The sequence below is a fragment of the Arcticibacterium sp. GJ41-1 genome, assembly GCF_055808875.1.
In genome coordinates, this window is sequence record NZ_CM147888.1 from 2,547,205 (window position 1) to 2,571,068 (window position 23,864).

The window sequence follows — 23,864 nt, forward strand, 5'->3', positions numbered from 1 at the left end:
AAAAGCTTTACTGAGATACGATGAAAAAGACGGGTTGCACCCAGAATATTGGGTATGTCGGAATGCATTTTATTTTACTCTATCAAGAGGTAAAAGCAAATTCTCATTTATTGATTATTCGGTCACCCCACACAAAAAATCCCACCCAAAATGGGCAGGATTTAGTTTATATTTAGGTAGAGATATTAAGGCTTATTTCAAATATGACTCCACAGCAGATTTTCTGCTAGTCACATGAGATTTTAGGGTATTCACCGCTGAGCTAAACTCCGACGAATTTCTTAAGAATGTATAACCCTGCACCTCTGTGGTAGCATATGGCTCTAGCAGCGTTTGATATTGGCTGTATAAAGCCTGCATGGCAGTAGGCTCAAAAACGCCCGTTATCACCTCTTGTAGGTAAGCATCATACTTGGCTTTATAATCGTCTTGCTGATATAAATATCCTATGATTGGCCATTGGTTGGTAGATAAATCGGAGAAGTTCAGATTTAAAGAACCTTGCTGGTTTCCGTTTTGAAGAGCTTCATTATTATCCCACGGTATCCATGTCAATAAACCATTGTCAGGGTTATTATATAGGTAATAGTTATGCGTCATTCTGCCATACGTATCCCAGTTTTGGATGGTGGTGTTCACCGCCAAATATTTTAAGAATACATCGGTATCAAAAACACTTTCTACCTGTGTTTTCCATGCCGCAGCGTCTGTAGTTCTAGAGGCATCGTTTATGATATCATAAAGAGCTTTCACATCGGTAAAGTCGGCCTCATCTTCATTGTTTTCTTTTCCTAATTCGTCGGTGTCGTATGAGCCGTTGGCAAAACTGGCTGCGTCTCCGTCTGGTTCGTATAAGTTTCCTTTATCGCTAGAAAACTGGTCGTCTATCACGGTGTCGCTAATTTCTTCCACCATGGTGTAAAGTCCAAAGTAGGTTGGGCCATCGCCGTGGTCTACATATACGGCATAAAAAGCGGTATGAGCTCCTGCCAAACCAGCGTTTCTAAAGACATCGCCAGCTACTTTTTCACGCATAAAAGATTTGTCGTTGTAGTTGTTTTTAAGGCTCAATTTCTTGAAACCATTAAAACGCTGATTGTCAATTTGCGGATACTCGTCTTCAAACTCGTCAAAATCTAATTTGAAAGATAATTTCAGGTTACCACTTTTCCAGGTAGACTGTAAGCTAGAGTTTCCTTTAAATCTAACACCTACGCGGTACCATTCTTTTCCGTTATAAAACACTTCACCAGGCACAAAAATCGGGTTTTCTGCATCTGATAGGGCAGGACCACCACCCTGTGAAGCACCAAAAGTTCCGTATTTACTGGTCATATCGGCCAGCATGAGGTTCCATCTGTTTTCGGTGACTACGATGTCTATTCGCTGTACCTCATTATCATTAAAAACCATATCGTACGCTGGGTCGCCAGATTTGCTGTGGGTTTCATCTGTCCAGTCGGTAGCTACAAAATCGGTATCATCATATACTTCTTCTTCCACTTCTTGGTTTGGGTCTACCACCACCACATCAGGGTCTACCAAAGCATCACTCTCTGAGCAAGCTAAAAACACAGTGGAGCTCACCACCAAAAGTGATAAAGGAGCTAGGATAGAAAAAAGGACTTTATTAAAATTCATATTGTTTCACTTATTTTGATTCGTATGTAGGTTTAGATACGAAGCATCCAAAAAACTTGCGGCTTAGCCGATATTTATTTCTGATAAGTGAAAATGTGACCCTTTTCAAAAGCTGCATGAAAGGGTAGCCTTCGGTCAATTAAAGGTTTGACGAAATTTGAGCGGAGCGTAGTTAGTTTTTGACTTAAAGAGTTTGCTAAATGATTGAGAATGCTCAAAACCAAGTTGATAGGCTATTTCGCTAACAGATAAAGTAGTGGTAGCTAATTGTTCTTTTGCTTTTTCAATCAGCTTTTCGTGAATGTGCTGTTGGGTGTTTTGTCCTGTCAAAGACTTTAGCAAATTGCTCAAATAATTTGGTGATAAATTTAACTCTTCAGCCACATATTGTACGGTTGGCAGTCCTGTGTTAATAAGGTTTTCATCATTGAAAAAATCATTTAAGAGGGTTTCTAAACGTTCCAATATTTCATGATTACTCTTTTTTCGGGTGATAAACTGCCTTTGATAATACCGCTCCGAGTAGCTGAGTAATAGCTCTATTTGGGCTATGATGATGTTTTGACTAAAGTGGTCTATGTTTCCTTCTATTTCTTGACCTATGTTTTGTAAAATACTTTCAATGAGTTTCTCCTCCTTTTTTGACATAAAAAGAGCTTCATTTATGGCATAATGAAAGAAGTCATAGCTTTTAATGCTCTTTGCCAAACTAGAATTCCAGATAAAATCAGGATGAATAAGCAGTAGCCAACCTGAGGGTTTCAGGTCGGCATTAGCATTAGGTTCAATGCTCAGGAGCTGCCCAGGGGCTATAAAAGAGAGAATACCTTCACTAAAATCATATTTCTGCTGCCCGTAACGAAGTACACCCACATCCCTTTTTAGTCCGATGGAGTAAAAATTAAAATGCCATGTTTCGCCCACATATTCTGGAAGCAGTTTAGCCTGACTATAATCTATCAAACTCACCAATGAATGCAAAGGACTGCCAAGCCCCCGTATTTTATGGAAGTCTGAAATGGTTTCAATTTTTCTAAGCTTGTTCTGCATCTTTATAACATTATTCCACCTGAAGCTTCTATACGCTGTCCGTTAAGCCATTTGGCATCTTCTGTGCATAAAAACGCCACTATGCCGCCTATATCTTCCGGTTCGCCCATTCTGCCTAAGGCAGTAAAACTGGCTACGGCTTTTATTTTTTGTTCGTTGTTTTTGTTTTCTCCACCACCAAAATCGGTACCAACCGCACCGGGAGCCACCACATTAACGGCTATTTTTTTATGGCTAAGTTCTTTGGCTAAATATCGTGAAAAAACCTCAACGGCTCCTTTAGCTGAAGCATAAGCAGACGAGTTAGGAAAAGAAAACCTAGTTAGTCCTGAAGAAATATTGACAATACGGCCGCCGTCATTTAATAAAGGAACTGCTTTTTGGGTCAAAAAATAGACGCCTTTAAAGTGAATATTGACCATGCTGTCAAACTGCTCTTCGGTAGTTTCCATGAAGGGTTTGTAAACGCCAGTTCCTGCATTATTAATCAAAAAATCGAATTTTGGACTGCCATAAGTGCTTGTCAGGTATGAAGAGAGTTTTGTAAAGAACTCATCAAATTGGCCAACATCACTGGTGTCTAATTGAAAAGCTTTCGCTTTTTGTCCGTTTTGCTCTATTTCGTTTATGACCTCGTTTGCGGCAGCTTCATTGGTATGATACGTAAATATGACATCAATTCCTTTTTTAGAAAGATTCACAGCCATATCTCTACCTAAACCACGGCTGCCACCTGTAAGTAGGGCTATTTTGTTATTTGACATTTCGTTTACATTTTGTTTTTACAAATGTCCGCAGCATCGGAAAAACATTTGTATCCAAATCTATGCTTATTGTAGCTATTATGCATAAATGTCTGTTTTGAAGGATTGATTTGCTGTAGATTTTTTTGCAGCCATAGCTACTTTGTAAAGGCCATTACCACAGTCTTGTATTTCACCTCTTAAAAACTCGAGCTTAAGTAAGCTTTGCTAGCTTATTAAGAAAATGAAACACAAAACACTTATAAACGTGTGAACAGATTTTGTGTGATTCATGACGGAAAAGACTTTTATGACTATTAGGCATACCATTTACTATGGACAGCTTTACTCTGGTTAAAGCTAGTTTATAAAAATCACACTTCGAGAAATTTTTATTAAACGGTAAAGGGTGTGTCTTAAGACTCCTTATTATAGATTACGGGCATTTGTCCCTTCCATTTATTCCATAGAGTGTTATCAGTAATTAAACTCGCCATAAAGTGACCCACATTTATTCGGCTGGTTTTTCCAGAATCAAAAATAGCACTTCGGGTAGGTGAGGGGTATATTTCATAAGGGCTTACCTCATGTTTATCTATCAGGCTGTCTGGCCTAACCGCTGCCCATTCTACAAAAGGGCTGTTTTGGTCAATTACCGCTCTTAAATATTCAGCAGCAGCTTCATTATCGGCATGAGGTGGCACTAGGAAACGAATAAGCCCCACAATGCAGTTTTGGGCAAAGGAAATAGGCTCATCAAGGTCGCGGTTTCTATTTCCAGTGGTATTCATCAACACAAATTTAATGGGCTGCTCAGGCTTATTTACCTTAATGGCGGTACATAGCCTTTTGGTGGCTTCTGTGACTAGTTTTCTTGGATGCCCGAAAATGCCACTCAAACTCATATTATGTCCCAGACAGGATGCTACAGCATGGCAGTTTGCCGTGAGTGCTACCATTTCCTTATTGCTAAGGTCTAAAATATTGGCTTTTGTGATGCTTAATTGGGTGTTGCTTTTCCAAGAGTCGGGTAATTTTTCTGGTGTTCTTACCACTATTTTAAGCTGATGACCTTCGCTTAAAAGTTGCTCTACTAATAGTTTACCTGTGGCTCCGCTAGCCCCTACTACTAAAATTGACATACTGTTTTTTATTCTTTTTCATCTAATTTGTTTTGCATATTAGAACTAAAAAAGCTGTATCAAAACTAATTTCTTTTAAGGGGAGCGTATGCTTGATAAGAGGTTTGGTAGTCTATTGGTTTTAACGTTAATAGAGCAGTAAAGTGTGGACATAAAAAAAGCCCATCACTCCTATGAGAGACGGGCTTTTCGGGTGACTCGCTAAAGTCTTGGGCTATTTATAGCCTAACATGTCTAAATCTTCTTTCAATTGAATCTGGCAGGCTGATGTCTGTCAAAGCAACGATTCCAAAAGCGTTTCGCATCATAAATGATTTCGCTCGGATTATCCATCCTGGATTTTCGCTTACATGGCTTCTGGTTTTATAATAGAGCACTCTGTATTTCGCATATGGATTTACAATTTGCTCAGCAAAATAGAAGCTATTTGCTCTTTTAACATCATCAACTGTCAAAATTCCGTCTTGCTCAGCACCTATAATAGCTTCAAAAGCTTTGATGTTGGCCTTATTCTTACCAGAACCCGCGTTTATGATATGATCTATAAAAACTTCGGCTACTTCCTGACTTGCGAACAAATCTCCATGGAAGCGATTCCAGTAATGTTGACGATGAATTTTAAGGGCTTCAGATTTCGAAAAATCTCTTTCACCCCAAATTGGCTTATGGATTCCATATCCAACTCCTTCGAAATGCATCAATTTTGGTGCATATTTTTCAAAAGAGGCCGCGTTAACGTTAAAACAAAAAATTAAAGAACTAACTGTTAAAAGAAAAACGTTTATACGTCTTTGATTCATACAATTTATTGGTTGGTATAACCTTACCACCGCAAAACTTTACTCGCGGTTCGGCAGCCTTTGACTGCAAATGTTTTTAGTTGTGTTTGGATTATTCTAATGCCTTTAAAACGTTACAAAGATACGGTCTTATTGTTCCGGCTGCAATATATTAATAGTATTCACTTTGTTATTTAGTAGTTAATCTTCTTGGTATTAGGTATTTAAAACGTTTGCGGAAAATGTAGGTTTCTTGGAAAAGTGCAACTACTCCTAGTAAAAGGATAGCTAAATTTGAGTGATATTTTGACATTCCGATTATATTATTTTTATATTAAGAAAATGTTAAGAAACGTATGGTTGTTGCCTATAAATTTCTTTGACTATTTGGTTTTTTCGGCTTTATGAGAAATATTCTTCCGAAATGATACCTTGTTTTCGACTAAAAACGGGGATTTTGATGCTCAATTTTTCCCAATTCTTATATCAAAAAGAAGATATCGACGCGTTAGATACGATTGAAGAATAAAAAGGGTTTAAAATTCTAGGTCAATTATAGAATTTAAAATAAAGCAGATGTAAGACTTTTGGAGACAGAAGTCTTGTTTTCGGAATGGCTATTTAAGAAACTACCTCGTCCGCATAGCTAAGCTGCCAGATAGACCCTAAAATAAGACAGGAACCCTTTCTGATTTGATTAGGACACCGCAATGTTGATTCTAGAGGTATTGGCTGATGTAAGTACCTTAATTTGTCTTGTTTATTAAGAAGTAGCTAAGTCCAAATTGAAACTGCAGTTTTTTGTATGTGAATTTGTCATAGACTTCTGCCACTCGCTTGTATAAATATTCATAATCTGAGGTTGGGAAAGGGTAGCTTTTTAGCCGAGCATAAGCACCTAAATTTTTCCTTTTAATTCCTAGTTCTAGCAGTAATTGAGGTGTTATCACCTCTAAAGGATTAAATATATGTTCATCTCTTGGAGTTAGTAAATACTTCAATCCAAGTCCAATTCCGAGGTATGGCTTTATTTCATTGGTGTTGGCTAGACTTCGCCTGTACAAGGTAGTAAGGTTAATAGAGTTTAGTTTTTGTAGATAATCTTTTAATTCTGTATCTATTTTTTCCTGTATATAATAGGCCTCAAAATAAATTCTATTCCTGTTTAAACTTCGAGGCATTACAAACTCCGCATTAATACCGTAGGTTAGCCCTTGTGACTTTAGGGTATATCTCTGACGGATATCAGGAAGGTAATCTATATGTACAAAGTTTTTGTTTTCAGAGTTATAAGCTAATACGAGCCCAAGAGAGATAGAGCTGGCGTCTTTCTTTTTTTCATAATAGCATAAATAGGTGCATCCCACACATTCATTGTATTCTATTAATTTCTTAGTCAGACTTTTTTTGACAAATGGAATACCGTCTACTTTAACCTCCTTTGAGCAATCCGAAAAAAGAGACTTAAGTTGAGCTCTATATAATGGCAACTCTCGGATATATAGCTTTGAGTTTTGTTCTATTAAATATCGATGATTGACCAGTTCTGTTATTTCATTTTGCTTTTCTAGGAAAAAGTGCTCTTTGTCCCTTTTATCTTTGAAAAAATACAAGCTGTTTTCTCCACTAACTAAAACTAAAAGCGAGATTAAGGTATCTTCTGTAATTGTTCTATTTGGTGTTTTTAGTAACCTACCTTCTTGATTTGGGGTAATGTCTAAAGAAGTACGTTTGGTTTGATAGTGCTCTTCGTTTGAAATTCCAAAAGCTGATATTTCAGAGGTAACAATATTGAGAATCTGGTTATTATTGTTTTGAAACCTTATCTCTTTAGGGTTATTCTCCCAGTTTTGATAATCTATTTGACCGAAGGTAGTATCAGACTTACTGTCCGATAAAATGTAACCAGGTTTAAAGTTTTGCTGAGCATTTGCGAAAATGCTAAGGCATAGTAATATTGAAGTAATGTAAGTTTTTAACATTGTGTGAGGATATAAATTTAAGAAACTATTTCGTCCGAATCTGTAACCAAACTAGTAGCGGCAGCAGCTAAAACGAAACACACGCCTGCTAATACCAAACTGAAAATAGCCTGATTACCAAAGAAGTTTTTCATGATAGGCCCACCCACCATGGCATTTATGATTTGTGGAATGGTGATAAAGAAGTTGAAAATTCCCATGTAGATGCCCATTTTCTTGGCAGGAATAGCTCCGCCTAAAATAGCGTAAGGCATGGCCAAAATGCTAGCCCAAGCTATACCTATGCCTATCATAGATAAAATAAGCAGGTTCGGGTTTGAAATGAAGTAAATAGAAATTAAACCTACGGCTCCGCATATAAGAGAATAGGAATGTGTTTTCTTTCTTCCAAAGGTCTTGGCAATTTTTGGCAAAGCAAATGCATAAACGGCAGACACTAAATTATAAAAACCAAAAAGGACACTAACCCAGTCGGCAGCTTCATTAAATAGGGGAGAGCTACTGTCTGTAGCTGCTAAGCCGTAGGTATGCTGAGCAATGGCTGGCGTAGCAAAAACCCACATTGAGAAGAGACCAAACCAAGAAAAGAACTGTACCAAACCAAGCTGTTTCATGGTTTGAGGCATGTTTTTAAAATCAACAAAAATACTTTTGATTGAGCTATCGATAAGTACTTCAGACTTTTCTTCGGGGGCTTCGAATTGAGCTATTTCTTCAGGAGAGTATTCTGGTGTTTTAGAAACTGTCCAGATAATGGTACCAAGTAAGATGATGGCTCCTATCACAAAAGACCAAACCACATTAAGGGATACGCCGCCAACTGTACTTCCGGTAATATCAAGCCAGTTAGTCAGCACATAGGGAAACCAAGAGCCAATCACAGCACCTATGCCTATCACCACAGTCTGTATGGCGTAACCTTGAGTTCTTTGTTCAGAATTAAGTTTGTCTGCCACCAGAGCTCTAAAAGGCTCCATGGAGATATTAAAAGAGGCATCCATTATCATAAGGAAACCTGCTCCAACCCACAGTGCTGGCAAATATTTTATAAACAAATGGGCATTAGGCATAAGCAAAAGCCCTATCGAAGCTATGATGGCTCCTACTAAAAAGTAAGGTCTTCTTCTGCCAAGTTTGGTCCAAGTCTTATCGGAGAAATAACCAACTACAGGTTGCACTAACATTCCTGTGAGTGGAGCTACTATCCAAAACCAAGAAAGCTCTTCCACATCAGCACCAAAATTCATGAGAATTCGGCTGGCATTACCATTTTGAAGGGCAAAGCCCATCTGGATACCCAGAAAGCCAATACTCATGTTCCAGATTTGGCTTGTACTAAGGTTTGGCTTTTTTGATTTCATAGCTTAGTTTATTTCAAAGATTTGCCAGCTATTGTCTGAAATGTCAATGTTAATTTCAGCGTCAGCTACTAGGCTTATCTTTTGGCTTTTAATGGGTTTATTGATTTGCTTGAGACCTTTTAGTGAAATTTCTTTTTTCTGAATTCCCATCATGCCTAAGGCTAGTTCTGGCAATTTAAGCTTAAAGTTGTAAGAATTGTTCAAATCAAAGTTGAAAACGAAAAGTAACTTTTGCGAAGCGGTATAACGTAAAAAGGAAAAAACCTTGGTGTCGTTATAAGCAGGATTGCCAATGTTGGCATATTGCAGGTCAAAGAATTTCCCAGCATTGATGGCCTCATTAGAAGTGGCCGTTTCATTTATTAAGGTGTAAGCTTTCCTGAGTTCTTTTTCTTCTTTGCTTAGTTTGGCTAGGTTCCATTTGCCATCATTATTCCATCTGGCCATTTCGTCTAAGCCCCAATAGTCAAAAATGGAAGTTCTTCCATCATCACTTTGAAAGCCTTCGGCACCATTTGGTTTTAGGCCAATTTCTTGTCCAAAATAAAGCATTAATGGTCCATCATGCAGATAGGCTGAAAGTGCCATGGCAGGTAAACCAACTTTAGCATCTTTGGCAAATTGCTGCGAGGTGATTCGCTGTTCGTCATGGTTTTCAAGAAAGCGGAGCATATGGTTTGCATATTCTCCTGATTCATTTTGCCACACTTTAGTAATGTCATTGGCATTTCCATGCCCTTCCATCAATCGTCTTAATGCATCATAAAGACCTACTTTGTCATATAAATAATCAAAACCGCCTTTAAAGATGAAATCATGATATAAGCCTACATCATAAATTTCGGCAATGAAAAGCATGTCTGGGAATTCTTTTTTTACCTCTTTGATGACCCAAGTCCAAAACGGAACAGGCACCATGTGTGCCATGTCGCATCTAAAACCGTCTACTCCTTTTTTTGACCAATAAAGGAGTATGTCTCGCATTTTAAGCCAAGTATCGGGAATTGGGTCAAAATGGCTGGTATGATCATTTTGATAGTCTACACCATAATTCAATTTTATAGTTTCAAACCAATCATTAATGCTGGGTGCTTCGGAGAATACGTCGTTTCCTGTGGCTAAAGCAGGTTTCTCTATATAAGGTTTATCAACTTCTATGGGACTTTTAAGTTCAGCGGGTACTTTAAATTCTGTACCAGGAAGGTAATAGAAGTTGTTTTGTGGCAAAAATGCCTTTGACGGGTCGTCGTCTTCGCCAAAATTGAGTATACCATCTCTTGTTACGTCAGATTTGTATTCTCTAGCTACATGGTTTGGAATAAAGTCAATGATGACTTTTAAATCTTCTTCGTGCGTTCTTTTGACCAAACTTTCAAACTCGGCCATTCTGTTTTTTACATCAGTGGCTAGGTCAGGGTCAATATCGTAATAGTCTTTTATGGCATAAGGAGAGCCTGCTTTTCCTTTGACCACAAGTGGATTATCTTTTTTGATTCCGTAGGAACTATAATCTGTCATGGTGGCGTGCTCTATAACACCGGTATACCACACATGGCTAATGCCTAATTTTTTAAGACTTTTAAGAGCGTTTTTGTTGATATCGGCTAATTTTCCAACGCCATTTTCCTGAATACTACCGTAGTATTTATTAGTGGTATTGCTATTTCCAAATAGCCTAGTGAATATTTGGTAGAAGGTAAGTTTATCTGATTTTTTGCCCGACACGTTTTGAGTCATATAGTCTTGCTAAGTTCTTTTTATTTGAAATTTAAGTATTCTAAGTGGTGTTTCGGATTTTAATTTTGTCAAAGTTAAGATTTCAAGTTGGCTAAGGATGTTTAATTATCCAAGAATTTGCTTTTTGTATAGAGAATAAAGCAGTTTAGCCAAAACGGAGTAAAGAATGATTTGTAAAAGCATTTAAAGTATGAAAATTGCAATAAATAATAGGAAAATGAACTGTCAAGTCAAAACATAATACGGCATGTGGCACCTTTTGACATCAAATCTGTTTTAAGCATTGTAAATTAGGAATTAGTTTTGCGAAGCCTAAGAAATATTAAAAGTGAATTTAGACTATGATAAAAGGAATATTATTTGATTTGGATGGTGTAATTGTTGACACTGCGGTATATCACTATTCTGCGTGGAGAAGGATGGCAAACGAATTAGGTTTTGATATAGATGAGGAGTTTAATGAGACGCTGAAAGGAATAAGTAGAATGGATTCTATAGATAGAATCTTAGAGAAAGGTGGTGTAACATTAGGCAAAGAGGAAATTCTGAAATTAGCAACGAAGAAGAATGATTGGTACGTAGAGATGGTCGAGCAAATGACCACAGATGAAATTCTGCCAGGCATTGAGTCAATTATTCAACAAATAAAGGATTTGGGACTAAAAATGTCTTTAGGGTCGGCGAGTAAAAACGCACCTAAGATTTTAGTGAAAATAGGTTTAATGGATAAATTTGATGCCATTGTAGATGGTAACTCGGTTACTAAATCAAAGCCTCACCCAGAAGTTTTCATAAAAGGAGCGGAAGCTTTAGGTTTGAAAAATGAGGAATGTTTGGTTATAGAAGATGCCTTTGCCGGCATAGAAGCGGCTCATGCAGCAGGCATGAAAGCTATAGGCATTGGTTCTAAGGAAAACTTGCCAAATGCAGACATGAATTTGAGCTCTTTTGATGGAGAAAATTTGAGTGACCTTTTGAAGAAATTACAGTCATAGTTTTTTATAAAAACAATAAAGCTTAGGAAATAACAACTTTATTATTAATTATTTAAGGTTGATTTATTAAGCGAAAAGGGGCTTAGGCCTTTCCAAAGTGGTGAGAGTAAAGTCAAACCTCATTTGGGATTTATTTAAAGTGAGATAAAAATGAAAAATTATATAAAACACGACCCATGGTGCATTATAGAGGAGGGTTTTCACCCAGAATATAATGAGGTCACGGAATCGTTAATGAGCCTTGGCAATGGCCGTATGGGTCAAAGAGGGAGTTTTGAAGAGACTTACTCTGGCAAATCATTGCAAGGGAATTACATAGCTGGTGTATGGTATCCAGATAAAACCAAAGTAGGTTGGTGGAAAAATGGTTACCCTAATTACTTTGCTAAGGTGATTAATGCCATAAACTGGAATGGACTTTCTATTCAAATAGATGGTGTAGAGCTTGATTTGGCTACGTGTGAGATTCTTAGTTTTTGGCGAACGCTAAATATGAAAGATGGTACCCTGAAAAGAGTATGTACTGTCAAAATGGAAAATGGCCATGAGCTAAGCATAGAATCTGTAAGATTTTGTAGCATGTCTCATGACGAGGCGGCTGTTTTGAGTTATTCTATCACTCCGCTAAACTTTGCCGGAACGGCCAAAATAACGGCTTTTTTGGATGGTGATGTGAGTAATAGAGACTCTAACCATGGCGAAAAGTTTTGGGAAGAGGTAAATAAGGAGTTGGTAGGGACAGAAGCCTATTTGACTCTAAAAACTAAAGAATCTCCATGGGAAAACGTACCTAGGTTTACCATAACTTCTGGTATGCGAGTGAAGCTTTTTCAAGCTGAAAAGGTGCAGGAAGTGAAATCATTGCCCGTTCGTGGGGAGAAATATGTAGGAAGAACTTTTGAAGTACCCTTAACTACTAATATCAAAACTACGGTTCAAAAGTACGTTTGTAACCTTTCTTCTGAAAATCACGCTCCAGAGACCCAAATAGAAGTAGCTAAAAAATACTTGAATGATATAGCTCATTTGGGTTTTGAGGTGCTTTTGGGCGACCACAAAAAAGCGTGGGAAGAAAAATGGAATCATAACGATATTCAGATTAACGGTGATATAGCTGCTCAGCAGGGTATTAGATTTAATATTTTCCATTTAGAGCAAACATATACTGGGAAAGATGCTCGATTAAATATAGGGCCAAAAGGTTTTACTGGCGAAAAATACGGCGGAGTAACTTACTGGGATACAGAGGCTTATTGTATTCCTTTTTACTTAGCTACTGCTCCTGAAGAAGTGTCAAAAAATCTATTGGTTTACAGGCATAATCATCTTCAAAAAGCTATTGAAAATGCAGAGCTTCTTGGCTTTTCTAAAGGAGCTGCACTGTACCCAATGGTCACAATGAATGGTGAAGAATGTCATAATGAGTGGGAAATAACCTTTGAAGAAATTCATAGAAATGGGGCTATTGCTTATGCCATTCATGATTATATTAATTATACGGGCGATAAATCATATTTGAAAGATTATGGTTTAGACGTATTGATAGGCATTTCTCGTTTTTGGGCTCAAAGAGTCAATTGGTCTGAAGACAAGAAGAAATATGTAATGCTGGGAGTTACAGGGCCTAATGAATATGAAAACAATGTCAATAATAATTGGTATACCAATTATATGGCAAAGTGGACACTGAAATACACCTTAGAGGCTCTTGCTTATGTTAAAGAAAATGGTGGCGTAAAAGCTGAACTTAACTTTGATGAAGCTGCTGAAACGGAAAAATGGAAGGACATTATTGAGAAAATGTACTTTCCTTATGATGAAGGAAGGCAAGTATTTTTACAACAAGATGGCTTCTTAGATAAAGAACTAATAGCAGCGTCGGATATTGAAGAGCACAGACCAATTAACCAAAAATGGAGTTGGGATAGAATTTTGAGGTCTTGCTTTATTAAACAAGCTGATGTGCTTCAGGGAATGTATTTCCATGAAGATGATTTTTCTAAAGAAGAATTAGAAAGGAATTTTGACTTTTATGAGCCAATGACCGTTCATGAGAGTTCGCTTTCACCATGTGTGCATACCATTTTGGCTTGTAAGCTAGGAAGAGTTGATAAGGCTGACGAAATGTATGTGCGTACGGCGAGGTTAGACCTTGACGATTATAATAACGACACAGAAGATGGTCTTCATATTACTTCTATGGCGGGTACTTGGATGGCTGTGGTAAAAGGTTTTGGTGGAATGAGAGTGAAAAATGGTGAGCTTTCTTTTAATCCAGTATTGCCAAGCAGCTGGGATTCTTACTCTTTTAGAGTCGGATTTCAAGGTACTTTGAAAGAGGTAACTGTGAATAAAGATGGATACGAGGTTAAAGACCTATAAATAAGGTTTCTAGAATTTACTAAAAAACTGCCAGTGTAAGCTGGCAGTTTTTTTTATGCTTAAGTATTTGTTATTGACAGTTTTCACTTTTTGCTACCTTTTGGCTTTCAGCAAATACCTTTTTTTCTTCCGCAATGGTTTGACCCAGTACTTTTAAGGCATAGCCGCCTTCTACTAAAAGTTTTACATAACCACTTTTACAGAGCGGTCCCCAGTATAAACTAGAGCCCGTGGTAAATCCTGTGTGTACATAAGCTACTTCTTGACCGGCAATATTGAGCCCTACTCTAGGAAAAGCAATGCCAAACTGCACATCAATAGGTTGCCCCAAATTAGCTGCAGAATCAAATGTTCCGTCGGTGATTTCATCTTTCCCAATTTTAGCAGAAGTTTCTACCGTGGTGCCTTTATATTCAAAACCAGCATCGGCAGTTAAGGATAGTTTACTCTCAGCAGTGGCAGAAGACTGGATGTCTGGAATAGTTAGTTGCGACACGAATTGAATCCCAATATCAATGGACATAGGAATAGGCATTGGAATAGGGCCGCTAGGTGTTGGAATAAAACGGATTGGAATACTGAGGGCTACGCCAGGCATCTTGAGGCTATGTTCGCCTGATTTTCCTCCTGCTGCCCCAAGGCTTAGTGTTATATCAGAAGATATTCCTTCATTGTTGGCATTGAAGGTTTCTAGTTTCCCATCTTTAATGGTGATTTTTGTCTTTTGTTTGGGCAGTTTAGCTGTGCCTTCGGCAGTGAAAGCTACGGTGGCACTTCCTCCTACCTTTTTCACCATCTGCATTTTAAAGTTGCATGAGCTTATTTTTCCGTCAGTTAAAGTCGGTTCTATTCTTACTTTATGGTCTATACCGCCACTGCTAATAGAAAATTCAATACCGTTGGCAGTGAATCCTTCCGGGCTCGCTACCTTTCTGCTACCCATTCTCACGGAGGCTACGTTCTCCCATTCTGGTGTTATTTCCCAAGCAATGGTGCCATTCTTTATGACATCGGTTAGGGCTGCATCTTGTGTTTGAATAATGTATTTATCGCCACTTTTTTGAACACTACTTACTTTACGCATAGCTTCTCCTGCTACTAAAATAACCTCACCATTTGCAGGTTCTTCTTGAAACTTAGTGGCGTCAAAAGTATAGGTTTGTGAAACGGTGTCTAAAGCTAAAATAGCACTAGCATCTTCAATGAGGATGGTTTCGTCGGTATATTCTACATCATAGCCTAAGTCATCTGACAGGCTTGGTTCTACGTCTTTTTTGTCTCCACAGCTGGCAATAAATATGAATGAAAAAATGACAAATGCTTTAGCTAAGTATTTCATATATGGCATCAAATTTTAATTTTAAGGTCAAAACTGGTGACCTAGAAAAAATGAATATATGTGAAATTAGAACTCAAAAAACGGTGTACAAAGCGTGTATTCTTTTAAATGCAGAAGGTTTTATTTTATGGTATTAGGATGCAGGGATGATGGATTATTATGCTATAATTTTCATAAGAAAAGCCTGTCTCAAAAGGTGATTTCCTTTGAAGACAGGCTTTTGAATATAATGAGATAGTGCTTTCCTTTAAGCGAATAATCGCCAAATCTGAGCGACTAAAAAAGTAACTACAAAACCCATAATTACTGGAAGTATTGAAGCTACAGCTGTCCATTTTAGAGATTTAGTCTCTTTATATATGGTGTAGATAGTTGTGCTACATGGGTTGTGTAACAGGCTAAATAACATAAGATTTATCGCTGTAAGTAATGTCCAGCCTCCTGCTCTTAAAATATCTCCTGTAGCCGAAACAGAATCAAGTTCAAACATCACACCTGCACCTTCTCCTCCAGAGATTCCTGTAACTAAAACCGTGAGCATGAGTATGGTAGGTATTACAATCTCATTGGCAGGAATAGCCACTACGTAGGCTAATAATATAACGCCATTAAGTCCTAAAAGGAATCCGAATGGATTGAAAAAGTCGATAGTCCAAGCAGCAATACTGACATCTCCAAAGTGAATATTAGAAATAAGCCAAATGACAGCTCCTGCTGGTGCCGCAAAAACAATGGCTCGCCATAAAACTATCATCGTTCTGTCGATTAGCGAGGTATAAATAGTTTTCCAAAAGCGTGGAGGTCGGTAGGGCGGAAGCTCCAGATTAAATGTAGAAACCTCTCCTTTTAAAACGGTTTTTGATAAAGCCCATGAGGTTAAAAACATGAAACCCATACCTAAAACAGCAATTCCGATAACCGCTCCTAAAGAAGCAATTCCTGAAAAAGCAGAAGGAACTACCGCTCCAATGAAGATGGTGGCTATCAATATTTGTGTTGGCCAGCGACCGTTACAGAGAGAAAAGTTATTAGTAATAATTGCTATCAGTCGCTCTCTGGGGCTATCAATGATTCTGGTGGCAACTACTCCGGCAGCATTACAGCCAAAGCCCATACTCATAGTAAGTGCTTGTTTGCCATGTGCTCCTGATACTTTAAATAAGTAATCTAAATTGAAAGCAACTCTTGGCAAATAACCGAAATCTTCCAAGAGTGTAAATAATGGGAAGAAAATGGCCATTGGAGGAAGCATAACTGCTACTACCCAAGCTACAGCCAAATAAACGCCGTCTATTAAAAAGCCATCTAACCACCATGGCAAACCGGCACTAGCCGCTAAACCTTTAAGAAAGGGATGAACATTGTCTAATAATAAGGAGGCCAGCATGGCCGAAGGGTAGTTTGCTCCTATAATGGTAAGCCATAGAACCAAAGACAAAATAAGAAACATGAGCGGAAAGCCCCACATTTTACTTGTGACAATACGGTCTATTTTAGCATCAAAACGAAGCCTGTTTTTGGTGTCTTTTTTATGAACAGAACCCTTTACTATTTCTGCCGCATCCGCATAAATTCCTTCTGCTAAATTATCATGAAACTCGTCTCCAATTTGCCATCTAAGGTCATTGGAGAGTGAAATGATGTTTTCTATATTCTGGTTTTTCATTTATTTTTTATTAAACGAACTCGCCTTTTTTTAATAATTCAATGATATGCGTATCTCCTTCTAATAGTCTAAAAGCAATCCATCTGCTATTCGGAATGTCTGGGTATTCTTTCTTAATTTCTTTACTCAATTTCTCTACCGCGGATTCTATATTCTTTGGAATATTCTTAATCCTGTGAGGTTTACATTTGATATTCCCATTAGCTAATTCACTTATGGTCGCTATTAAATCTGGAATCCCTTGATTAAATCTGGCACTAGTTTCTACCACCGGAATTCCTAAATCTCTCGCAAGTGTTCTGGTGTCAATTACAATATTATTCCGTCTAGCTTCATCCATCAAATTAAGACAAAGAACTGCGGTGTCAGTAATTTCTAGAATCTGTAAAACTAAATTAAGGTTTCGCTCTAATCTACTGGCATCCACCACAATTACTGTTACAGAGGGTTTGCCAAAAAGAATAAAGTTTCTGGCCACTTCTTCATCTTCGGAGGTAGAGAGTAGGGAATAGGTACCAGGTAAATCTACAAGCTTAAATTTTTGAGAATTATACTCAAAACCACCCTCAGCCCTAGTTACGGTTTTCCCCGGCCAATTTCCTGTATGCTGTCTTAAACCAGTTAAAGCATTAAAAACAGTACTCTTTCCTGTGTTTGGATTTCCCGCCAAGGCTACCACAAAATCAAAGTCGGTAGTATTAACACCTAGCTTCTTCAAACCGTCAGCATTAAACTGAGGGCAAGCTTCACAAGCACTTTTTGGTTTAACTTCCATGATTTTCTCTTTTAATTAGAATTTTAGAAGCCTGATTTTCTCTTAGGGCTATGCTAGTCCCTTTGATTAAAAAGGCTTTTGGGTCTTTTAAAGGATTTAATAAATCAATTTGGACATCGGCACCTTTTACAAATCCTAAGTCTAATAATCTTCTTCTGCTATCGCCCCGCATGTCTTTGGCTATGCCAATAATTTTGGCAGACTCATCTTCTTCTAACATGCTTAAGCGAGCAATGTTTTCTTCGTAAACTACATCTTTCTTTAGCACAGAAACCGTAATGTTTCCAGCTACAATGGGTGCAAGCGTAAATGATTCTCCATCCGAATGGAAAACGATTCTTTCTCTTGATTTATCTACCACGCGTATGTGCGACCCTATATGGATGTTTTCTGCTAAAATCTGTTTGTAGATAATGTCGGGTTTGTCTTTTATATGAACTATTCGGCCAATAGTCATTACTGGAATTTCAGATAAAGCCGTTCCTTTTATATCCGCAATTTTTCCTGTTCTGGTGGGAATAGGGTCACCATGTGGGTCGAACTGGGGGTTTCCAAGTCTAGCAGCTAAATTGTCGGTATCGTCGTGACTCAGTTCATGCTCTTTTGCTTCTGCTCTCCAGTGCCATTCAGCTTCATTAAATCCTGTTTTTTCGGCTAAAAATTTCTCCCAAAGACGGTGTGCTCTTACTATTCTTAAAGCATAATCGCTTCCAGATTTGGGTAAGCGAACATTATCGCCTTCCAAGCTAATGAGCTCATATTCTAGCATTCTATCTATAGCAGAGATGATATAGTCTTCTCGTTCTTTAAGCGTACGAGTAATGTCTATTATACTTACAGATTTGTCGGCATCTTCGCTGTGATATAAAAACTTCAAAATATCTTCAATAACCACTTTCTCATTAGACTTTGAGCTGTTTTTGATTAGCCAAAACCAACCCTTACTAGGCCTAAAAAATAGGAAAAGAAGCAATGCTAGTGCGAAAAATATCAGAAGGGAAATAACTGGATTATATGCCATGATTTTTTTCTTTCGTTCAAATTAGAATGTTATCGTGATTGATTTTTAAAAGCTATTTCTTGAAACCGCTTTTTTTCAATCGACTACAATACAAAAATACAAATATTTAGGCTTGTCTAAAAATATATTTAAGAAAATAAGGGATGCATTTTTAAAATAATTTTCATGCAAACTTATTTTTCTAATTTCCTTGATTATAGCATCCTGTATACTTTTTAATTAAGTCTGTGGTATAAAAAAAAACTCACTCAAAATTTATTGAGCGAGTTTTAAGAATGGACTTTATATAGTTTCTATTTGACCATTTCTGGAACCTCTTTTTTCTCCAGCATGGCCAGCACATCCAAGTTTCATAAGAGAGTTTTTAAAAATAATGGGAGCCACCATTACGTTTTAAATTTATCTATTTTTTGCCGAGTTTGTTTCCAAAAAAGTCGCCAACATTCCATTTGGGAATACTAATTTCATTTGCTACTAGGTAGCCAATTAAGAAATCTACTTTAACATGGGTAGCCGCGGCATTAAAATCAAAATCCTGATTCATGTCATCTTGCGGAGTGTGATAATGCGTTCTTCGCCACATTACATCTGATACCGAGCGGTCTACAGTGTCTTCAGGTACGGTCATGAAGCCGCTTTTTATAAATAATGCTGGTATGCCTTTCTTAATAAAACTAAAATGGTCACTTCTGATAAAAATTACCTGTTCTGGAAAAGGGTCAGGGCTAATTTTTAAACCTAAGATATCTGCCACTTCTTTGGTTTGGTTTCCTAAGCTTGAGTGAACCGCACCGTAAGGTACAATATCTAAAATAGGATGAAAAAAGAAAGGCATATCCATGGCTATGGTAGCTACCATGTTTTCTTTTCCCTTTGGCGGATTATTGGCCAAATAATCAGAACCAAGCAATCCAGATTCTTCGGCTGTTACCACGGCAAATAGTATTGAACGTTTTGGTTTTTCTTCTAAAGCCTGAAATGTTTTCGCTATTTCTAATAAAATTGCCACACCTGATGCATTGTCATGAGCTCCATTATAGATAGAGTCGCCATTAATGACTCTTCCTATCCCTAAATGGTCTACATGTGCGGCATAAACCATGTATTCGTCTTTTAGCTCAGGGTCTGTTCCTGTTATTTCACCTAGAAGGTTGTGACTTGGTACTACTTTAGATTTTGTGGCTACTTTGATAGTGGCAGATATATTCATAGGAAATGAAATAGACTTCCCTTCTTCAAAAAGCTTCATGGCTTCGTCAAATTTGCTTTTTGATTTAACAAAAATCTTATCAAGCTGAGTATTGTTAAAAAGTGCAGTTGCCTTTATTTCAGGATAAGAACCAGCAGTTTGCCCCTCGGGGCTTTGCCATTTGTAGCTTCCATTATTTGACCTACTTACTGAGGATGCCCATGTTCTTCGAGTATTTGATGGATGCATGAAGCTAATAATACCTACTGCTCCATTTTCAATGGCGGTTTGGTACTTTGTAGCAAAAGAGTAATATGCTCTTTCACTGGTAGGAAAAGTACTGGGTGCAGAACCTATATAGACCACTATTTTTCCTTTGACATCTATGTCTTTATAGTCGTCATAATCAAATTCAGGAGCTGTAATTCCGTAGCCAACAAAGACTAAAGGAGCTGAAACTTCAGAAATTGATTTGTCATAATTGGGTGAAAGAATAATGTCTTCAGAGAGTGTAATTGGGGTATTTTTACCATCAATATTAAGGCTGACAGAACTGTTTTGATTGTCAATAGTTCCATGCACTAATGGCACCTTTTGGTAATAAGAGCCTTCATTGGCCGGTTTTAGGCCTAAAGATATAAATTGAGATTTTACATAATTTGAAGCTATTTCAAAGCCAGGGCTTCCAGGTGGTCTTCCTAAGAGAGCATCGTCAGAAAGAAAGGTCATGTGTCCTTTAATGTTTAAAGGATTTATGGTTTCCAAAACAGGGAAATCTGCTTCTGTTTTCTGAGCACTTAATTTTAAAGTTAAACAGAGAGTTGCTAAAAGAAAGGGTAATGAGTGTTTTTTAATCATGATAAAGGTTTGGGTTTAAGTATTATCCAAACCCAATTACTATCATGATTTACTAATTTTCAAGGTAGCTTAATTAGAAAGTTGATTTTGTGCAAGTATTGCTAGTTTTAGTGGTAGAAATATCGTCTTTTTCTATATTTTAGATGTAAAGTTTCTTATTTGTTTGAATTGGCGAAATACTATTTTCTTTATTCTTTTAATAAGTACAAACTCACTCAATTTTAAATTGAATGAGTTTATAGAATAGCTTTTTGCCGAACATTCTATTTGGCCATTTCTGTCATTTCTAATTTTTCTAATGTGAAGACAAACAGGTTTTTACCATTAGCAGTAGGTTGCATCTCTACCTTACCACCGTTCTTTTCTACAATTTTATGTACAGTAGCTAAACCAATACCATTACCAATTTTCCCAAACTTATCTTTCCCAGATAGTTTTTCAATAAGTTGAAATTGTCGCTGATGACTTTTGAGGTCTTCTTTTATACTTACGTCTTTTGAACTAAACCTATAATGCGTTTCATCTTCTTCTATGGTAATTTCTATATCATAAACCATTTGTTCTCTAGCCTTAAGTGTGTTTGCTATTAAGTTTATAATAAGTTGATGTGTAGCTGCTTTATTGGCGTATATCTCTTGAATACTAGAGTTTAACTTAATATTTAATTGGTCCTCTAAACTGAAAATTTGGTCTATCTCTGATATCAAAGTGCTTAGATTAATCCAAATTTTTGACTCATTAAGTTGATTTTCTTTCTGATTAAATTCTAGCAGACCACTAATTAGGTTTTTAAGTTTTTGACTCGAGTTTTGGATACTGTCTAACATTTCCAAGCCATTCACACCCATTAACGAGCCATACTGGTGGGCTATAAGCTGCGTCATAGAAGAAATACTGACTAATGGTGTTTTTAAATCGTGTACAGATATAAACTCGTATCGTTCTAGTTCTTCGTTTCGTTCTTTTAGGTTTTGTAAAGTATCTTCTAATTGAATTTTTTTCTTTCTAAGCTCCATGAGTTTCATTACCTGATTAGATAAAGCTCTTAGCGAGTTTAATTGTTTCTCTGTTAGTACTTTGGGTTTACTATCAACTACGCAGAGTGTACCTAGAGCATACCCATTTTCTGTTACCAGAGGTACTCCGGCATAAAAAACCACATTTGGGTCTCCTGTTACTAAAGGATTGAACTTAAAGCGTTTGTCTTCCCTTGCATCTTCAATTACAAAAATGTTTTCCTCATCCTCAATAGCGTGAGAGCAAAATGCAAATTCACGAGGTGTTTCTTCAGCTAAGACTCCTTGCTTTGATTTAAACCACTGTCTGTTTTTATCTATGAGACTAATAAGAGAAATGGGGGTGTCGCAAATTTCAGATGCTATAGCCGTTAGGTTATCAAAATCTTCTTCCGGGAGTGTATCTAAAATAGAATAGGAGGCCAGTTCGGCTTGCCTTTCTTTCTCTTTTAAATGAACGTCTTGAATTTTCATCTTTCTTGTAATGGTTATTGATTCAAATGGTCTGCTGATGCTTTTTATGAGGTCAATAATCAAGCCATTGAGCGGGGCTTGGGATGAATGGTTTGTTAGTCAGTATGAATTGGCATTTTGTTCCCGAAGGGGAAGTTTTGAGCCATGCTTTATTTCCTAAATTCGGGCTCGAGATAGTCTGATTAATTAAAAAGGCTGTTTTATCGGTAGCAAACTAAATTGTATCTTTCCGCTCCAAAAGTGAGATAGAGCGTAAAGTCATAATTATGATTAGCTAATAAGTGAGCTAAAATTTTGTGAGCTAAGACGTACTTTTTCCTTTAGAGATTTTAAAATACAGATAATATAAACCAGGGAGTTTTGAGCTTTTTGAACAAAAGAAAATGATCACATTAATTGCAACAATTACGGCAAAAAAAGATGCTGTGGAAGAAGTAAAGGCAGCACTATTGAATTTAGTAAAACATACTACACAAGAGCCAGGTAATATTCAATATGTACTTCATCAAGAAGTAGAAAACCCAAATATTTTTAGATTTTACGAGCAATTCAAAGACCAAGCAGCTTTTGAATATCACGGAGAGCAACCTTATATAAAGGCGATGGCCTCAAATGTACATTTAATGGAAAAACCAACTGTTCTGACCTTCTTAAACTTAGTTTAGTTCGTTCAAAGTTTTCTGAGCTAAGGCTTTAGTTTTAAGAATACCTTCTTTGGAAGAAAGTTCGTTGCCTTCGTATTCTATACCTAAGTAGCCATCATAACCGGCATCTTTCATGATTTTGAAGAACCTCGGAAAGTTTAGGTCTGGCTCGTTTCCTAATGAGTCAAACCTAAACGCCTTTACACTAACCCCTTCGGCGGTGCCTATTAACTCTTCAAAACCTTTGTAGTAGTCATATTCTTTAGCACATGGTCCCCAAATAGAGCCACTAATTGTTTCATAACACCAGTTATGAAAATCGTCTAAAGTACCTACATTTTTATCTGAAAGTTGAGCTATTAAGTCGGCTAGCCATGCTCCGTTGCTTGACATGCTACCATGATTTTCTACTATCAGTTTTATGCCTTTTTCATTGGCATAGTCTGCCAGTCTACCAATACCGTCTATAGCCTGTGCTTTCATTTCCTCTGGACTACCGTCGCCATGAGCATTAACTCTCATGCTAGTGCAGCCAAGGTACTTACTGGCATCTACCCATTTTTTCCCTAATTCCACAGCCGTGTTTCTTTCTACATCGTCAGAGGCACATAAAAAACCAATTTCATCTATCTGAATCATTAAGCTTAATATATCTGCCTGCTTTGCAGCATTTTTTAAACTATCTAAATAATCAAAATCCGTAACCTTATCTTGAAAAAATTGAGAGACGTATTCTACACCTTCAAAATCCATTTCGGCAGCAGCATTGATAAAATCAACCGTATTCATTTCACCAGCCTTTAATTCTCTGTTAAAAGACCATTGAGCCAAGGAGTATTTTGGTTTAATTACTTCTGCTATGGTCTCCTTATTTTCTGATTTTTGGGAGCATGAAAGAAGTAAGAAAGGTAGAGCAATGCTTAAGGATAATTTTTTGAAAGTTTTCATCTAGGGCAGTTTGTTAAATATGAGAAGCAAATTAAGACCTTTTCAGGTCATTCTTCTATGAATGTATTCTCAGTGTTAGTTTTGGCAAAAAAAAAGCGAGTTCCAGAAAATCTGGGAACTCG

General features: G+C 37.3%; 18 protein-coding genes. 3 read left to right on the plus strand and 15 right to left on the minus strand.

Going from position 1 to position 23,864, the window contains the following annotated elements; all coding sequences use genetic code 11:
- Window positions 1-192: 192 nt before the first annotated feature.
- The 8 genes from AC0L6O_RS10485 to AC0L6O_RS10520 form a co-directional block, all read right to left on the minus strand.
- The gene (locus AC0L6O_RS10485) at window positions 193-1,641 is read right to left on the minus strand and encodes a CotH kinase family protein (protein WP_473308388.1); all 1,449 of its coding nucleotides are present in this window, start codon (window positions 1,639-1,641) and stop codon (window positions 193-195) included.
- Between the two features lie 135 nt (window positions 1,642-1,776).
- The gene (locus AC0L6O_RS10490) at window positions 1,777-2,691 is read right to left on the minus strand and encodes a helix-turn-helix domain-containing protein (protein WP_473308389.1); all 915 of its coding nucleotides are present in this window, start codon (window positions 2,689-2,691) and stop codon (window positions 1,777-1,779) included.
- Between the two features lie 2 nt (window positions 2,692-2,693).
- Window positions 2,694-3,455, minus strand: a complete 762-nt coding sequence (locus tag AC0L6O_RS10495; protein WP_473308391.1) for an SDR family oxidoreductase — start codon at window positions 3,453-3,455, stop codon at window positions 2,694-2,696.
- Between the two features lie 395 nt (window positions 3,456-3,850).
- Window positions 3,851-4,576, minus strand: a complete 726-nt coding sequence (locus AC0L6O_RS10500; protein ID WP_473308392.1) for an NAD(P)-dependent oxidoreductase — start codon at window positions 4,574-4,576, stop codon at window positions 3,851-3,853.
- Between the two features lie 218 nt (window positions 4,577-4,794).
- Window positions 4,795-5,274 carry a glycosyl hydrolase 108 family protein gene (locus tag AC0L6O_RS10505; protein ID WP_473308393.1) on the minus strand — a complete coding sequence of 160 codons (480 nt, stop codon included), beginning with the start codon at window positions 5,272-5,274 and terminating at the stop codon, window positions 4,795-4,797.
- An 827-nt stretch (window positions 5,275-6,101) separates the two neighbouring features.
- The gene (locus AC0L6O_RS10510; RefSeq protein WP_473308395.1) at window positions 6,102-7,337 is read right to left on the minus strand and encodes a hypothetical protein; all 1,236 of its coding nucleotides are present in this window, start codon (window positions 7,335-7,337) and stop codon (window positions 6,102-6,104) included.
- A gap of 17 nt (window positions 7,338-7,354) precedes the next feature.
- Window positions 7,355-8,698, minus strand: a complete 1,344-nt coding sequence (locus AC0L6O_RS10515) for an MFS transporter (protein WP_473308396.1) — start codon at window positions 8,696-8,698, stop codon at window positions 7,355-7,357.
- 3 nt (window positions 8,699-8,701) lie between these two features.
- Window positions 8,702-10,435 (minus strand): alpha-amylase family glycosyl hydrolase, encoded by a 1,734-nt coding sequence (locus tag AC0L6O_RS10520; protein WP_473308397.1) that lies wholly within the window; start codon window positions 10,433-10,435, stop codon window positions 8,702-8,704.
- A 341-nt stretch (window positions 10,436-10,776) separates the two neighbouring features.
- Here AC0L6O_RS10520 and pgmB point away from each other — a divergent pair, with 341 nt between their 5' ends.
- Window positions 10,777-11,430 carry a beta-phosphoglucomutase gene (gene pgmB / locus AC0L6O_RS10525; RefSeq protein WP_473308399.1) on the plus strand — a complete coding sequence of 218 codons (654 nt, stop codon included), beginning with the start codon at window positions 10,777-10,779 and terminating at the stop codon, window positions 11,428-11,430.
- A gap of 150 nt (window positions 11,431-11,580) precedes the next feature.
- The gene (locus tag AC0L6O_RS10530) at window positions 11,581-13,812 is read left to right on the plus strand and encodes a family 65 glycosyl hydrolase domain-containing protein (protein WP_473308400.1); all 2,232 of its coding nucleotides are present in this window, start codon (window positions 11,581-11,583) and stop codon (window positions 13,810-13,812) included.
- Window positions 13,813-13,882: 70 nt separating this feature from the next.
- Here the strand turns inward: AC0L6O_RS10530 and AC0L6O_RS10535 are convergent, their stop codons facing one another.
- The 6 genes from AC0L6O_RS10535 to AC0L6O_RS10560 form a co-directional block, all read right to left on the minus strand.
- Window positions 13,883-15,151 carry a hypothetical protein gene (locus AC0L6O_RS10535; protein ID WP_473308402.1) on the minus strand — a complete coding sequence of 423 codons (1,269 nt, stop codon included), beginning with the start codon at window positions 15,149-15,151 and terminating at the stop codon, window positions 13,883-13,885.
- A gap of 247 nt (window positions 15,152-15,398) precedes the next feature.
- A complete protein-coding gene (locus AC0L6O_RS10540; protein ID WP_473308403.1) occupies window positions 15,399-16,817 on the minus strand; it encodes a nucleoside recognition domain-containing protein in 1,419 nt (472 codons plus the stop codon).
- A gap of 10 nt (window positions 16,818-16,827) precedes the next feature.
- Window positions 16,828-17,592, minus strand: coding sequence for a FeoB small GTPase domain-containing protein (locus AC0L6O_RS10545; protein WP_473308405.1), 765 nt, complete (start codon window positions 17,590-17,592; stop codon window positions 16,828-16,830).
- Complete coding sequence (locus AC0L6O_RS10550) at window positions 17,582-18,613, minus strand: metal-dependent transcriptional regulator (protein WP_473308406.1); 1,032 nt, start codon at window positions 18,611-18,613, stop codon at window positions 17,582-17,584. The genes AC0L6O_RS10545 and AC0L6O_RS10550 overlap by 11 nt, the downstream gene beginning before the upstream one ends.
- A gap of 403 nt (window positions 18,614-19,016) precedes the next feature.
- Complete coding sequence (locus AC0L6O_RS10555; RefSeq protein WP_473308407.1) at window positions 19,017-20,660, minus strand: M28 family metallopeptidase; 1,644 nt, start codon at window positions 20,658-20,660, stop codon at window positions 19,017-19,019.
- A gap of 263 nt (window positions 20,661-20,923) precedes the next feature.
- Window positions 20,924-22,150 carry a sensor histidine kinase gene (locus tag AC0L6O_RS10560; RefSeq protein ID WP_473308408.1) on the minus strand — a complete coding sequence of 409 codons (1,227 nt, stop codon included), beginning with the start codon at window positions 22,148-22,150 and terminating at the stop codon, window positions 20,924-20,926.
- A gap of 383 nt (window positions 22,151-22,533) precedes the next feature.
- Between AC0L6O_RS10560 and AC0L6O_RS10565 the strand changes: the two genes are divergently transcribed.
- Window positions 22,534-22,815: a putative quinol monooxygenase gene (locus AC0L6O_RS10565; RefSeq protein ID WP_473308409.1), complete on the plus strand. Its 282-nt coding sequence runs from the start codon at window positions 22,534-22,536 to the stop codon at window positions 22,813-22,815.
- On the opposite strand, the gene AC0L6O_RS10570 is transcribed toward AC0L6O_RS10565, so the two are convergent.
- Window positions 22,807-23,742, minus strand: coding sequence for a sugar phosphate isomerase/epimerase family protein (locus tag AC0L6O_RS10570; RefSeq protein WP_473308410.1), 936 nt, complete (start codon window positions 23,740-23,742; stop codon window positions 22,807-22,809). The two genes, AC0L6O_RS10565 and AC0L6O_RS10570, sit on opposite strands and share 9 nt — an antisense overlap.
- Window positions 23,743-23,864: the final 122 nt, after the last annotated feature.